Origin of the sequence: Bacillus sp. FSL W8-0116, from assembly GCF_038003825.1 — a bacterium.
Lineage (GTDB): Bacteria > Bacillota > Bacilli > Bacillales > DSM-4216 > Bacillus_O > Bacillus_O smithii.
This window is the reverse complement of sequence record NZ_JBBOPY010000001.1, coordinates 3,350,321-3,365,876: the sequence shown is the minus strand read 5'-3', so window position 1 is coordinate 3,365,876 and position 15,556 is coordinate 3,350,321. Positions and strand designations below refer to the sequence as shown.

At 42.1% G+C, this 15,556-nt stretch carries 11 protein-coding genes and 2 other annotated features; of the genes, 2 read left to right on the top strand and 9 right to left on the bottom strand.

The genetic code is table 11. The features are described 5' to 3' along the window. Positions 1-615: 615 nt before the first annotated feature. Both odhB and sucA read right to left on the bottom strand, forming a co-directional pair. Positions 616-1,884 carry a 2-oxoglutarate dehydrogenase complex dihydrolipoyllysine-residue succinyltransferase gene (gene odhB, locus N1I86_RS16010; RefSeq protein ID WP_004439811.1) on the bottom strand — a complete coding sequence of 423 codons (1,269 nt, stop codon included), beginning with the start codon at positions 1,882-1,884 and terminating at the stop codon, positions 616-618. A gap of 200 nt (positions 1,885-2,084) precedes the next feature. Beyond that, positions 2,085-4,928 carry a 2-oxoglutarate dehydrogenase E1 component gene (gene sucA / locus N1I86_RS16005; protein WP_040342098.1) on the bottom strand — a complete coding sequence of 948 codons (2,844 nt, stop codon included), beginning with the start codon at positions 4,926-4,928 and terminating at the stop codon, positions 2,085-2,087. A 498-nt stretch (positions 4,929-5,426) separates the two neighbouring features. Here sucA and N1I86_RS16000 point away from each other — a divergent pair, with 498 nt between their 5' ends. Both N1I86_RS16000 and N1I86_RS15995 read left to right on the top strand, forming a co-directional pair. Next, positions 5,427-5,921: a hypothetical protein gene (locus N1I86_RS16000; protein WP_004439817.1), complete on the top strand. Its 495-nt coding sequence runs from the start codon at positions 5,427-5,429 to the stop codon at positions 5,919-5,921. 252 nt (positions 5,922-6,173) lie between these two features. Further along, positions 6,174-6,971, top strand: coding sequence for an ABC transporter ATP-binding protein (locus tag N1I86_RS15995; protein WP_004439819.1), 798 nt, complete (start codon positions 6,174-6,176; stop codon positions 6,969-6,971). A gap of 95 nt (positions 6,972-7,066) precedes the next feature. On the opposite strand, the gene N1I86_RS15990 is transcribed toward N1I86_RS15995, so the two are convergent. The 7 genes from N1I86_RS15990 to trpE form a co-directional block, all read right to left on the bottom strand. Beyond that, entirely contained in the window at positions 7,067-7,885 is an 819-nt protein-coding gene (locus N1I86_RS15990) for a YihY/virulence factor BrkB family protein (RefSeq protein ID WP_341097183.1), read from the bottom strand. A gap of 185 nt (positions 7,886-8,070) precedes the next feature. Beyond that, positions 8,071-8,856, bottom strand: coding sequence for a tryptophan synthase subunit alpha (gene trpA / locus N1I86_RS15985; protein ID WP_341097180.1), 786 nt, complete (start codon positions 8,854-8,856; stop codon positions 8,071-8,073). Further along, positions 8,853-10,055, bottom strand: coding sequence for a tryptophan synthase subunit beta (gene trpB / locus N1I86_RS15980; protein ID WP_341097178.1), 1,203 nt, complete (start codon positions 10,053-10,055; stop codon positions 8,853-8,855). The genes trpA and trpB overlap by 4 nt, the downstream gene beginning before the upstream one ends. After that, positions 10,052-10,666, bottom strand: coding sequence for a phosphoribosylanthranilate isomerase (locus N1I86_RS15975; protein WP_004439831.1), 615 nt, complete (start codon positions 10,664-10,666; stop codon positions 10,052-10,054). The genes trpB and N1I86_RS15975 overlap by 4 nt, the downstream gene beginning before the upstream one ends. Positions 10,667-10,671: 5 nt before the next feature. Then, positions 10,672-11,454 carry an indole-3-glycerol phosphate synthase TrpC gene (trpC, locus tag N1I86_RS15970; RefSeq protein ID WP_341097176.1) on the bottom strand — a complete coding sequence of 261 codons (783 nt, stop codon included), beginning with the start codon at positions 11,452-11,454 and terminating at the stop codon, positions 10,672-10,674. Next, positions 11,455-13,062 (bottom strand): bifunctional anthranilate synthase component II/anthranilate phosphoribosyltransferase, encoded by a 1,608-nt coding sequence (locus N1I86_RS15965; protein ID WP_341097173.1) that lies wholly within the window; start codon positions 13,060-13,062, stop codon positions 11,455-11,457. Beyond that, on the bottom strand, positions 13,063-14,457 hold the full coding sequence (trpE, locus tag N1I86_RS15960; protein ID WP_341097171.1) for an anthranilate synthase component I: 1,395 nt from the start codon (positions 14,455-14,457) through the stop codon (positions 13,063-13,065). Positions 14,458-14,525: 68 nt separating this feature from the next. Then, positions 14,526-14,762 (bottom strand) — a binding site (T-box leader). A 44-nt stretch (positions 14,763-14,806) separates the two neighbouring features. Beyond that, positions 14,807-15,048 (bottom strand) — a binding site (T-box leader). Positions 15,049-15,556: the final 508 nt, after the last annotated feature.

Below are 15,556 nucleotides of genomic sequence, written 5' to 3'. Positions count from 1 at the left end.
CCTCCAAGAGGTCTCCCACGGGATTCACCGCTTCCTCCCTCAAGTGAGGTACTACGTTTTCTGTGTTCATCATGACTCACTGAATACCAAGGGCTATTCTCTCTTAATTGTTCGGTCCTTCTTAGTTGTTCTAGACCAACTAATACTATGACCTCTGCTGACTTCTGACGGTTCAGCTACTTATCACTAAGTAGGTTATGAAGAGTACTTCACCTATCCGCCAGACCTCCCCGGGTAAGTACATGCACTTTCACACCATCTATCCGCCTCATTTACTCGATATGACCTTCGACAGAAAGAGCTTTGTTTTGTTATGCAAACTCACTCCATCATACCTAGCCTTATATGAGGTTCGTGTTCCTCGGACCGGTGTTTTGCCTCCAGCTTCCTTCAGATTCCGCGTCACCACGGACACCCTTGCTCTTGGCTAACCTCTACTTCTGTCTTCGGGGTTCGGGACTTACACCCTATAGTTCATGTACATGCCGGGCGCACATTCAAAAAGATGCCGCTCTCATGGCGGCATCTTTTGTCTGGTCGCATAAACAAAGTAAACGAATTTCCTTTCATAAACTGCGCATAAAAATTCAGCCTTAATCGATTTTTTAAAAGAGATCAGCCTTCTAAAAGCAGGGATTCTGGATTTTCCAAAAGTTCTTTTACAGTTTTCAAGAATCCGACAGCGTCTCTTCCATCAATAATTCGATGGTCGTATGAAAGGGCGATATACATCATCGGGCGGTTTTCAATCCGATCTTTATCAATGGCAACTGGTCGAAGTTGAATCGTGTGCATTCCTAAAATTCCCACTTGATTACCATTAATGATAGGAGTGGACATGAGTGAACCAAATACTCCGCCGTTTGTAATCGTAAAGGTTCCGCCCTGCAGATCGTTAAGCGATAATTTTTTATTGCGTGCTTTTTCAGCTAAATCTGCAATGTCTCTTTCGATTTCTGCGAAGTTTTTACGATCGCAGTCGCGGACAACTGGAACGATCAAACCGTCATCTGTTGAAACGGCTACGCCGATATCATAATATTTTTTGAGTAAAATTTCGTCGCCTTGAATTTCTGCATTGACATAAGGATATTTTTTCAATGCCGCCACGACGGCTTTTGTAAAGAAAGACATAAATCCTAGACGTACATCATATTCTTGAATGAATTTTTCTTTATACCGTTTGCGGAGGTCCATTACAGCCGTCATGTCGACTTCATTAAAGGTTGTCAGCATGGCAGCGGTATTGGTCACTTCAACAAGGCGTTTCGCAATGGTTTGTCGACGGCGGCTCATACGCTCTCGAACGACCGGTTTTTCATCCTGAACTGCTGCTGTGTTTTGTTGAGGCGCTGCTTGCGAAACCGCAGGCGCAGGTTTCGCTTCGGCTTTTGGTTGGTTGGCAAAATATTCTACGTCTTGTTTGCGAACGCGGCCTAACGGATCGATTGTAGGGACTTGAGACAAGTCGATTCCTTTTTCGCGGGCCAATTTCCTAGCGGCTGGTGAAGCAATCGGCCGTTCTTTTGGACCATCGTCTTTGATCGCTGCAGATTCTTGTTTTACTTCTTGTTTTGGTGCCTCTGCTTTTGGAGCTTCTTTTGGTTCTTCTGCTTTTGGTTCTTGTGGGGCTGGAGCAGGAGCAGCAGCACCTTCTTCCACCACAGCAATCACTTGACCAACCTCTACCGTATCTCCTTCATTCGCTTTTAATTCTGTAATAACTCCTGATTCTTCGCTGATCACTTCTACATTTACTTTATCTGTTTCTAATTCAACAATATATTCTCCCTTTTCAACCGTATCTCCAGGCTTTTTAAGCCATTGTGCGATAGTACCTTCAGTAATCGATTCTGCCAATTCGGGAACTTTAATCTCAGCCACTGTGATGTCCTCCTCCTAATTTCCTTCCAAAGCTTTTTTATTCAAAAGAACCACCATCATCCTAAAAAGGAGAATGGAAACGATATGCCTCCTGGATCTATGACAAAACAAAACCATCCAGTCAAAGTTTTATTCCTAGGAGGCATCCGCAATCTTCCCCCGTAAATATTCCATAGGGGAAAGACCGGCATGAAAGTGTTTTATGGTCTTGTTAACGCTTGTTTAATAATATGATCTTGTTCTTTTCGATGGACGACAGGATCTCCAACAGACGGGCTAGAACGTCTTCTCCGTCCAATATAGCGAACTTCCACTCCTTCTGGAGCTATGTCTCTTAAACGAGGATCCACATAAGACCATCCACCCATGTTTTGTGGTTCTTCTTGAACCCATACAAGTTCTTTGACATTTTGATAACGTGACAACACTTCTTTAATTTCTTCTCTAGGGAATGGGTATAATTCTTCCACTCTCAAAATATGAAGCCAATCAAGATTTTCTTCTTTATCCAATTGCTCAGCCAAATCAATCGCAATTTTTCCGCTGCATAGAACAATACGTTCTACTTTATTTGGTTTTTCACCTAAGCCGCTTTGCTCCAATATTGGACTAAAATGACCATGGGCAAGCTCTTCCACGGTAGACGCAGCCAAAGGATGGCGAAGTAAGCTTTTTGGCGTCATGATCACTAACGGTCTTACCTCTTCTTTTCTCAAAACGGCTGCCTGACGTCGTAAAATATGGAAATATTGAGCTGTACTCGTCAAGTTTGCAACCGTCCAGTTATTTTCGGCAGCCAGCTGCAAGAAACGTTCAACACGTCCACTGGAATGCTCAGGGCCTTGGCCCTCATATCCGTGCGGCAAAAGCATCACAAGTCCTGATTTTTGCCCCCATTTCGCTCTTCCGGAAGAAATAAATTGATCAAACATCACTTGAGCCATATTGGCAAAATCTCCAAATTGAGCTTCCCATAAAACGAGCGTTTCAGGCGCAAACACGTTATATCCGTATTCAAATCCTACGACAGCTGCTTCTGTCAAAGGACTGTTGTGAACGACAAATGAAGCTTTCGCACCTTTAATATGGTGCAACGGGATATATTTTTCACCTGTTTCCATATCATGAAGAACGAGATGCCGCTGCGCAAACGTACCGCGCTCAGAATCTTGGCCTGTAAGACGGATAGGAGTTCCATCTCGTAGAATGGTTGCGAACGCCAATGTTTCCGCATGGGCCCAGTCGATTTTCCCTTTGCCTTCAAAAACTCCCTCACGGCGTTTTAAAATTTTCTCTAATTTGTTGAATACGTGAAAATCTTTCGGCCATTCTAATAATTGTTGGTTTATTTCTCTCAATATATTTTCGTCAATTTCTTCTTGTGGATTAGGCAGAAGGTTTTCCACCTGTATAGGCGGATTCATCACAATATCCGGGTTTTCATCCTTCTTCGGCACTTTTTCATACGCTGCTTTCAGTTTATCCGCAACTTCTTTTTCAAATTTTGAAGCCAGATCTTTTTGAATCAACCCTTCATTAACTAACTGATCGGCATATATGGCTCGGACTGTTGGATGGTTTTGTATGATTTTATATAAGGTTGGGTTTGTCGCCATCGGTTCATCCATTTCATTATGTCCAAAACGCCGGTATCCAACTAAATCGATTACAAAATCTTTATGGAACGTATTTCGATATTCAAAAGCTAAAATGGCCGCCGCTAGACAAGCTTCAGGATCGTCTGCGTTCACGTGTACAATTGGCATTTCAAAGCCTTTCGCAATATCAGAAGCATATCGTGTGGATCGAGAATCGTAGCTTTCTGTTGTAAATCCGATCATATTGTTGGCGATTACATGAATCGAACCACCTGTTTGATATCCAGGCAATCGGCTTAAGTTCAACGTTTCGGCCACGATGCCTTCTCCCGGAAAAGCGGCGTCTCCATGAATCATAATCGTCAAAGATTTTTTTACATCCTGTTTTGGGTAGCCTGGTTGAGTTCGATCTTCTTGCGCAGCTCTTGTATAGCCTGCTACAACCGGATCTACCACTTCTAAGTGGCTTGGATTGTTAGCTAACGTGATCCGTGTTTGTCCTTGGTTGCTTTCTTTTACACGGCGATCGGCGCCAAGATGGTATTTTACGTCACCAGTCCAACCGTATGTAATTCCGATGGATCCTTCAGAAGGAATTAATTTTTTGCTAGGAGAATGCTGAAATTCAGCAAAAATCATTTCGTAAGGTTTACCGAGAATGTGAGCCAGCACATTCAGACGTCCGCGGTGGGCCATGCCAATATTGATGCTTTCGGCCCCTTTTGATACTGCTTTTCGAATTAACTCGTCAATCAGTGGAACCATCACATCCAAGCCTTCAATAGAAAACCGTTTTTGACCAACAAACGTACGGTGCAAAAACTTTTCAAAGCCTTCCACTTCCGTTAAGCGCTTTAATAATTGTATCTTTTCTTCTTTATTTAAAGATGGATAAAAGCTTCCTGATTCCACTTTTTGACGAAGCCAATTTCTTTCTTCCATTTCATGAACTTGAGCAAATTCAAAAGCAAGTTTATCCGTATAAACTTTCTTTAAATGATTGATGGCATCGAGTCCGTTTTGGACATGAGAAGGTGCGTTTGGACAAATAAATTCAACCGGAATGTTTTTCAAATCCTCTTCCGTCAGTTGAAATTCTTCTAATTCAATTCGGCGTGAATCTTTATTTCGATCATTTAAAGGATTTATATCCGCCGCGAGGTGGCCATAAAAGCGAATATTATCAGCCAGCTTCACAGCAGCAACAATTTTGTGATAATCTACTTGTCCTTGCGGAGCCGGACGAAACGTTCCCGTTCTAGGTGCAGATTGTTCCCATCCCTCTTCAACAACCGGCGCTCCCCACTGGTTGAATAATTCTTTAAGATCCGAGTCAATACTTTCTGGATCTTCTAAATATTTTTCATACATCTCCATGATATAACCGAGGTTAGGCCCAGAAAAGCGGTTCCACGGTCCCCTTTGGTTTGATGTTTGTGTGTTCATCATGCAAAACCTCCAACCGTAACGTCCTGTTATTGATTTTCTCGTCATCCCACATTCATAAATTATTTCAAAAATAATTAAAAACGCTTACAAGTCCATTTTACCACGCTAAAGTAAAAATTGAAAGAATATCCTTTCTTTTTCGTCTAATTGTCTTCATTGATTTGACCAATGTTCTTCTCATTTTCATATTGATCAATTTGTGAAATTTGTAACAATATCCTGATTATTCTGAAATAATTTTTTCACCTTCTATTCCCTTTTTTCTGAAATAAGTTTAATTTTTTTCATGTACCATCTTACTACTCTTTCTTTAAAAATCAATCCTTTTTGACAAAATTATTAATTTTTATAGAACAAATAAAATTGGCTATCTTTTTTTCTGTTTTATTCCGTTTTTTCCTTTTTTACCCGCTCCTCAATCAACACCATCTGAACGTTTCCTAGGCTCAAGACATAAGATATGAAGAACGAATATGGAATTCGAGGGGGATTGGCATGTTTCCATGGAACTGGTTTTTTACGAATGAAAACCTCTCTAATGACTGGATGAAACAACTCAACCCAGCCGACGTAGAACAGTTTATACAAGAAATGATGAAGAAAACCATCCCTCCTAATTGGCATCAAACCCATCCATTCTCTTCACAATTCGAAAAGCAAGATCCTCCTTCTCCAGAAAAAGAAACATCTCCTCCCTCTCCTCCAATCCCTATCGAGGTTTTTGAAACGTTTGACTATGTATTCCTTCGGCTACGCCTCAAGGAAGAGTGGCTGCAACATTTAAAAATTCATCATACTTCCCAAAAAGCGATCATTTATAATGTCCCGGAAATGGGGGAACGACAAGAAATTGTTTTACCAGCGCTTGTCAAACGCAAAGGAGCTAAAGCTGAATTTCAAGACGGTATTTTAGAAATCTGCTTCTTGCGGATGGAAGATTGGCAAATTTCCGAAATTCATTTGCCAAATAACAAGGAAGAATCTCCGTAGTATTCTTCAATATCTCTTCATCTTTCGGTCACTGAAAAGTTTTTCTGAACCTTTTGTTATTGTTCTCCCATATATTTACTTTAGAAAGTAAATGACAAATCATGTGAAACAGTTAGTTGGCCCTGTTTCTTAAAGTATTTGAATATGCTTTACCGTTGGAGGACCCCCTTTTATTTAATGGAATTTTCTTTTAATTACAAATCTTTTTTGCTACAATTTTTTTTGAATGAAGGTTGGAAAAGGGGAAAAACGATGAAAAAACTCGTCTCGCTTAAGAATGTAAGTTGGCAAAGAGGAAACCGAACCATTTTGGACTCGATCAACTGGGAGATCTCATCCGGAGAACAATGGGCGGTGCTCGGGTTAAACGGCTCTGGAAAAACGTCTTTATTGAATATTGTTTGCGGCTACCAGTATCCTACGAAAGGAGAAGTTGTCGTTTTGGGGGAACGTTTTGGCGAAACGAATATCCCCGAACTGCGAAAAAAAATCGGAATCGTCAGCCATTCGCTTAGTCGCTTTGATAATGTTTTGAAAAATGAATCAGTAGAAGAAATCGTTTTGAGCGGAAAATTTGCTTCCATCGGATTGTACGAACAAGTCAGCCATGAAGACTTGGATCAAGCTGATGCTTTCATGGAACAATTCCGAATCGGCTATTTAAAAGGGAGCGCTTACCAATCTCTTTCCCAAGGAGAAAAAATGCGTGTCCTTATCGCCAGAGCGTTTATGGCTAATCCTGAAATCCTCATTTTAGACGAACCATGCAGCGGATTGGATATCCGTGCTCGCGAAGAATTGCTGAACGCCGTTCAAGAAACTATCATAGAAAAGAAGCTCCACCTTTTTTACGTAACCCACCATATCGAGGAAATCATCCCAACGATCAGCCACGTCCTTGTTCTGGAAAACGGTCGTGTCATCGCTGCGGGAGCAAAAGAGGATGTACTGACCGACGACGTGTTGTCAGAAGCTTTTTCCATTCCCGTTCGCGTCCATTGGGAAGACGAGCGTCCTTGGCTCACGGTCAAACGAAAACAGTATCAATAAACATTCGTTAGGGTCTCATAAGAAAAACAAAAATGCAGCTTGAATCCCGGCAACAGCTACAATCACTTTTTTCAGAGCGCTCGGACCTTTTATCTTTATTTTTCTGAAACAGGATGCTCCAAAATGGTTGCATTCAATAATCCGCCGATCAAAATGACAGCCGCCGTTAAATAAAACCAAATAAGAAGAACGATAATACTTCCTAATTGACCGTAAATTTTGGTATATCCCCCTAAACTGACGTAGAAAGCGAAACCAATAGAGGCTCCTTGCCAACCAATAGTTGCAAAAATCGCACCTGGCAAAGCCTCTTTCCATAAAACGAGCTTGCTCGGAACAGCATGATAAAAAAAGAGAAAAAAACCGAAAAGAAATACCGTTCCTATGCCCCATCTTAAAATATACCACCATGAATACCAATTAAACGGAAAAGAAATCGTTTGATCGAACATCCTCAGAACGATATTTTCCAAAATGGGCAAGAACAAGGAAGAAGTCAACATCGCCATTAGGCCGAATGTTAAAACAAGGTCGTTGACAAGGCCTCCTAAAAATGATTTACGCCTCCGTATATGGTAGGCATCATTTAATGAACGGACTAACGACTGAACGGCCACGGAGGCAATCCAAAAAGAGGCGATCAAACTATATGAAAAAACATGGGATGGTTGTTGGTTCATGATTTGATCGACCGTTTGGCGAATAAATGCATAAGTATTTTTCGGAGCATAGGGCTCAATGATCTCCAAAAAGTCGTTTTGGTTGATAGGGAAAAAGCGAATGAGCGAAAACATAAACATTAAAAACGGAATAAACGACAACATGAAATAATAGGCGGTTTGGGCGGATTGGTCATAATACCGTTCGTTAAAAAATCGTTTTGCTACTAGCAACGGAATTTTTCGTTCATCCATGATTCCACCGGCTCCTTTTTCGTCTTTCTCCCTATTTTAGAAAAATAAACCTCCATTTTCCACTTTTCCACAAAAAAGAGACCTGGAAACCCAGATCTCTTAAAACCGTTTCTTCGTCTTTTTTCCGTCTGACGGACATTTTTCGACATCGCTGCTAGAATGTATTTAAGACGATGCATCTCCGTTTAAAAAATCGATTCCGTTTTCTTGCCAATCAGTTCGATTATTTCTTCTTCTTTTCCTTGATGAAACAGATCGACAATTTTGCTTCCAACAATGACCCCGTCGCAATAGGAACCGACTTCTTTTACTTGACGGTGATTGGAAATGCCAAAACCGGCTAGCACCGGAACAGGGCTTATCTTTTTCAAGTGTTCTAAATACCCGGACAATTCCTCCGGCAATTTATTTCTTTGTCCTGTGATTCCCGTCACCGTCACTGCATATAGAAATCCATTGGAGGCTTGGGCAATCTTCTTTTTCCGCTCTTCTGGACTCGTCAACGTAACGAGTTGAATCAAATCGATATTCTTTTCTTTTAGTTCTTGAGAAAGGATTCCCTGTTCTTCAAAAGGAACGTCAGGAAGGATCACTCCGTTGACGCCCGCTTTGGCGCAATCGTTGACAAAGCGTTCGATTCCATATGCATACACAGGGTTTATATACGTCATCACAATCAAAGGAATAGTGACACTAGAACGAAAAGCGGCAATTTCAGCAAGCACTTTTGCAAGCGACACTCCCTCTTTCAGCGCCCGTTTTCCCGCTTCTTGGATGACTGGGCCGTCTGCAACGGGATCAGAAAAAGGAATGCCGATTTCTACCATGCTGGCACCGGCTTTTTCCAAAAAGAGCACCTTGTCTTTTAAACTGGACAAACCCCCGTCCCCCGCCATGATATACGCAACAAACGCTTTTTCGTTGTTTTGTTTTAATTGATGAAATGCTTCTGCAATCGATAGAGCCGTCATTTTTCTTCCCCTTTCAACACAGCTTGAACCGTTTCAACGTCTTTATCTCCTCGTCCGGACAAACAAACCACCAACACTTCTTCCGGCTTCATCGTCGGCGCTAATTTCAATGCATGCGCCACCGCATGGGAACTTTCCAACGCCGGAATAATCCCCTCCGTTTTCGTCAACGTTTGAAATCCTTCCAGCGCTTCTTGATCGGTCACCGATGTATAATGGACTCTTTTGATTTCTTTTAACAAGCTATGTTCGGGACCTACTCCGGGATAATCCAATCCCGCTGAAATGGAGTAGGCTTCCTGAATTTGCCCATTTTCATCCTGCAATAAATACATTTTCGACCCGTGTAAAATTCCGACTGATCCTTTCGTGAGTGTAGCAGCATGTTTGCCGGTATCTAGTCCGCTTCCGGCTGCCTCGACACCGAACAAGCGGACGGACTCATCTTCCAAAAATGGGTAAAACATCCCCATCGCATTGCTGCCCCCACCGACACAGGCTACAATAGCATCCGGAAGCTTTCCTTCTTTTTCGATGATTTGTTGTTTTGTTTCCTTTCCGATTACACTTTGAAAATCGCGTACTATTTTTGGAAATGGATGAGGGCCAAGAACCGATCCCATAATATAATGAGTATCTTCCACATTCGCCACCCAGTAGCGAAGCGCTTCATTAACCGCGTCTTTCAATGTGCCGCTTCCTTGACGCACACTGACAACTTTTGCGCCAAGAAGCTCCATTCGAAACACATTCAGCTTCTGGCGGCGAACATCCTCTTCCCCCATAAAGATGATACAATCCATATTTAGCAGGGCACTAACGGTCGCCGTCGCTACACCGTGCTGGCCTGCTCCTGTTTCTGCTACCACCTTTCTTTTTCCCATTCGCAACGCAAGAAGCGCCTGCCCGATCGTATTGTTGATTTTATGGGCTCCCGTATGGTTCAAATCTTCGCGCTTCAAATAGATTTTCGCGCCTCCGAGTTTTTCCGTTAGATTTTTAGCATAGTAGAGCGGCGTTTGTCGCCCTACGTATTCTTTTAAGTAATAGCGCAGCTTTTGCAAAAAGTTTTCGTCGTTTTTCGCTTCTTCATAAGCGATTTCCAATTCCTGGACAGCTCTCATTAACGTTTCCGGAACAAAGCGGCCTCCAAACGGCCCAAAATATCCTTTTTCATCTGGTTGAACATACATGCTCATCTTTTTTGCACTCCTTTTGCTTCATCTATAAACAATTTGATTTTCCGGCGGTCTTTGCGCCCCTCCGTCTCTACGCCGCTTGACACATCGACACCAAATGGCTGTATGGCTTGAATGGCTTGCTGAACATTTTCCGGATTTAACCCACCGGCAATGATCAAATTTTCTTTTTTCAATCGTTTTTCTTCTATTAAACTCCAATCAAATGTTTTTCCGTTTCCTCCATAATAAGCTCCCTTTGGGCTGTCTACCAACAAATAACTAGCCGGAAAGTCTGCCATCTCACGTTCGTTTGTCTCTTTGCTCAACCCAAAGGCTTTAATGACAGGAACACCTAAAGATCTCGAGTATTCCGGAGTCTCCTCCCCATGCAGCTGAACAAAATCCAAATCTGCTTCTTTTGCGATGTTTCGAACAATATCAGGATCTTCATTGACGAAGACGCCGATTTTCCAAACACTTTTCGGCAAGCTTTTGGATATTTCTTTCGCTTTCTTTAAGGAAACTCGCCTTTTGCTGTTCGCAAACACCATGCCAATGGCATCCGCCCCGCATTCAGCGGCAAATAACGCTGTTTCTATATCCGTTATTCCGCAAATTTTCACAAACATCGGTTTCACCTCAAACGGACTTTTAGTTGATTCATCGTTAGTTGAATGTCATCTGCCAGCATCAACGTTTCCCCGACCAAAATCGCTTTAGCTCCTGCTTTTTGCACACGCTCTACGTCTTTCGCCGTCTTGATTCCACTCTCGCTTATAAAAATGCGGTCATGATTCTTTCCAAATCGAGACAACAGTCGTTCCGTGACCCCTAAGTCTACTTCAAACGTTTTTAGATTGCGATTATTGACGCCAATGACAGAGGGATTCAAAACAAGCGCCCGCTCCATTTCTTCCTCGTTATGCACTTCTAGCAGAACTTCTAAATCTTGCTTGTAGGCGTACTCGTACAAAGACTTCAGTTTCTCATCATCCAAAGCGGCCGCAATCAACAAGATCACATTGGCTCCAGCCTGTTTGGCGGCATCTATTTGGATGGGGTCGATGATGAAATCTTTACACAAAATCGGCAAACCCACTACATCGCGAACTGCTTTTAAGTCTGCTAATGTTCCTTTAAAAAAAGGTTCGTCGGTTAAAACGGAAATGGCATTCGCCCCGCTCGCCTCATAATGTTTTGCCTGTTTAGCAGGATTTACATCCAGATTGATATTTCCTTTTGAAGGGGAAGCTCTTTTCACTTCCGCAATAATATTCATTTTGTCTGCATGGATAAAGGAATCATAGAAAGGGATTTTTTGAAATTTGCTTTCATTTCCAGCGTCGAATTGTTCCTTTAGTTTTCTCACTTCATCCTTCTTTTTTTCTAATATTCTGTCTAAAATGGTTCCGCTCATTTAGATCACCACTCTTTTTCTTTTTTCGCTGTAGTCGATCAAATATTGCAATGCCGATAATGCCCTTCCGGAGTCGATGCTTTCTTTCGCCAGTCGAATCCCTTCTTGAATGGTATCCGCTTTTCCGTTCGCAAAAAAGCCTAAACCGGCATTTAACAGGACCGTATCACGATAAGCGCCTTTTTCTCCTTTGAGTACACCGATTAAAATTTCAGCATTTTCTTTGGCCTCACCGCCCACAATAGCTTCATTCGAATAATAAGGCAGGTCTACCTTTTCCGGAGTCACCGTCATTTTTTCTACATGGCCATTTTCCAAAAGAACTAAATGATTTTCTCCAGAAAGAGAAGCTTCATCCATAAAGCCGGCGCCGTTAAGAACGACCGCTCGTTTTCTTCCGAGACGATTCAGCACGTCTGCCATCATCTCAAGCATATCCCTTCGGTAGATTCCCAAAAGCTGGCTATCTAAATCGACCGGGTTGGTCAGCGGCCCAATTAAATTAAAAATCGTAGGAATCTTTAAATCGCGGCGCACTTTCATAATTTTTTTCATGTGCGGATGAACGTGCGGCGCAAACAGAAACGCAATATGATTTTCTTCCAACAGCTCTTCGACTTCCTCTTCATGCAAATCCAGCGAGATTCCTAAATATTCTAAAACATCGGCGCTGCCCGTTTTGCTGGAGACGCTTCGGTTGCCGTGTTTCGCGACCTTCACGCCGCCTCCCGCCAACACAAAAGCACTGGTCGTACTAATATTAAAGCTGTGGGCTCCGTCTCCTCCAGTTCCGCAATTATCCATGACGTTCGGAATTTTTTTCTTGATGCCTAGCGCATGTTCACGGAGAACTTCCACAAGCGCCGCTACTTCATCTGCGTTTTCTCCTTTCGCTTTTAGCCCCATTAAAAATGCCGCCACTTCGCTGTCTGTAATTTCATCTGACAGCAATTCCCGAGAAGCCGATCTCATTTCTTCTTGATTCAAAGATTGCCGCTCTGACAGCTTTTTTAAGTAATGATTCATCTTCCGCTCCTTTTTTGTTTCCAAGAAAAATCGACGAATCAATTCTTTTCCTTTTTTCGTACCAATGGATTCGGGATGAAACTGCAGCCCGTAAAGGGGATATTCTTTATGTTTGATGGCCATGATTTCTTCATCATCCGTAGATTCCGCTAAAATCTCGAATTTAGAAGGGAGCGTCTTTTCATCAACAGCTAAAGAATGGTAGCGCATGACTTCCAAAGGTTCAGAAAAACCGGAAAAAATGCTTTGACCAGTATGATGGATAAGCGACGTCTTTCCGTGCTTAATCATTTTTGCCTGAATAATCTTCGCTCCGAAAGCGGCAGCGACTGCTTGATGTCCGAGGCAAATGCCCAAAATCGGGATTTTGTGGTAATAATTGCGGATTAATTCCAGGCATATGCCGGCATTATCCGGTGTACCGGGCCCTGGCGAAATCACAATCGCTTCCGGCTCCATTTTTTCAATATCTTCGACAGCTATCTCATCATTACGAACAACTTGAACATTTTTCCCTAATTCCGAGATTAATTGATAAAGATTATAAGTAAAAGAATCATAATTATCGATTAATAAAATCATTTACTCCACCTCCAGCAATGCTTTTGCTTTATTAAGCGTTTCCTCGTACTCTTTCTCAGGAACCGAATCATAGACGATGCCTGCACCGGCTTGAACATAAGCTTTTTCGTGTTTCACAATCATCGTGCGGATGGCAATGGCAAAATCCAAGTCTCCGCTTGCGGACAAATATCCGATCGCTCCCGAATATAATCCACGTTTTTCCGGCTCTAAATCATTGATGATTTGCATCGCTCGAATCTTGGGAGCTCCGGAAACGGTTCCGGCCGGCAAACACGCTTTCAATGCTTCTAAACTATGAACCTCATTCTTCAACGTACCGGTCACTTCTGAAACAATGTGCATCACATGTTTGTATCGTTCGACCACTTGATCCTTCGTCACGCGTACCGAACCAATTTCCGCTACTTTTCCAATATCGTTTCGACTGAGATCCACCAGCATACGGTGTTCAGCCAATTCTTTTTCATCCGAAAGCAGCTCTTTTTCCAATCTTCTATCTTCCTCATCCGTTGCGCCGCGCGGACGGGTTCCTGCGATCGGATTCGTCATCAATTTGCGTCCGGACACTTTGATTAAGCTTTCCGGAGAGATGCCCATGACAATATAGTCCGAAAAGTCCAAATAATACATATAGGGAGACGGGTTCGTCTTTCGAAGCTTTCTGTATAAATCGAAAGGATTCCCCTTATATGGAGCCTCTAGGCGCTGGGATAGCACCACTTGAAAAATATCTCCTTTTCGAATGAAGTCTTTCCCCCGTTCCACCATACGGCAATATTCACTTTTGGACACATTAGAGGTAAAGGAAACTTTCACATTGTTTTCAATGGAATCTTCTGAAACAGGACGATCCAACATCTTTTCTAATTGATGGACTTCTTTCTCCAATTCTTCGGGTTTCTTTTTACGGCTTAAACTCATTGCCAAAATATACACTTTTTGGAGAAGATGATCGAATACAACGACGTTTTCATAAAACATTAAATGCATATCCGGCATTTGAATTGTATCTCGAGGTACGTTTCCAATGTTCTCAACATAACGGATGGAATCGTAGCCAATGTATCCGATAGCTCCTCCAATAAAAGGAAAAGGCAGGTTCTCGTCATCTTGTTTTGGAAAATAGCTTTCCAGCTTTTTAAAAGGATCTCCTTCTGATTGTTCCGTTTTTTTGGCAATCAGATCACGAACCGTTATTTTTCCATTTTCCGCAATGAATTCCATATAAGGATTCATGCCTAAAAATGAATAACGGCCTCTCTCTTCATGTTTAAAAGAACTTTCCAATAAAAACTTTTTCTGTCCATCTAACTTTTTAAACACGGCCACTGGGGTCAGCAGATCCCCCTCAATTTCTTTCATAACAAAATTCTTTTCTCGCACTACACTCAACTAGACTCACCTTCCTCATCTTTTCTAAAAGAAAAAAGTCCTCCAATCACACAGGAATGCCTGTATGGTTGGAGGACGAACTACGCCGCGGTGCCACCTCGATTGAAGCAAAAGCTTCCCCTTTTCGAGCACAGGAACTTTTCCGATGCTCTATCCTTTTAACAGCGGAAACCCGAGCATCCCTACTAAAAGTTCAGGACGCCTCTCGCAAGGCCATTCCGAACAGCGTATCGCACCGGCTCTCACCTTGCCCGGTTCTCTGTAACGAATCGGCTGAACGTACTCTTCTTGCTCATCGATTTATCCTCTATTCAATTTATAAAGAGAAATACAAAAAGACCCCTCATCTACAAAGGACGAGGAGCCCGCGGTGCCACCTTTGTTGATTGCTTTTACGCAATCCACTCACCGGATGGACAGTCGTTTACCCATCCTCCACTGTAACAGAGTGGAAACCGCCAAAGCCTACTTTGTCTGCATTTCGGTTTGGAGCTCGGAAGCCCATTCACTTACCATTTCTCACCGGTTTACACCAGCCACCGGTTCTCTGAGCAGAAACGATAAGCTACTCTTCTTCCTCATCGCTGATTTCCGTTCATTTTTCTTAAGGCATATGTTAATAAAACTCTTTTAAAATGTCAAACAGAAATTGAACCTAAATCCAATATGAGCAGAAAATTCTCTCTTAAACGGCTGAATTTCCACTTTTCCGCATAATCAGGACCCATTCAAATCGAATCTCACTTGAAAATGGACAAGATGAGATCCGCTTATAGGGATATTTACAATCAAAAGGTAAATTTAATAGTTTTTATTGAAAAATTTTTCAATATTTATCTGAAAAAACATTGAAATATTGTCATTCATTTGTTACAATTCAATCAACACAACATATAGTAGAGAATATTCCATTCCCACTATATGTTGGGCATGAATATCGTAAGTAGTAGGTTTCCTCATCCTTTTCTCTTTTTGCCGCTTGCCATCAAGCGGATTTTTTTGTGTCGAGATGATTCAAATGTTTAGGAGAATGGCTAGAGTTATCTAGTAAAAAAGATTTTAATATTAAGAGAGTATATCAGTTTGCTTTTAAAAGAAA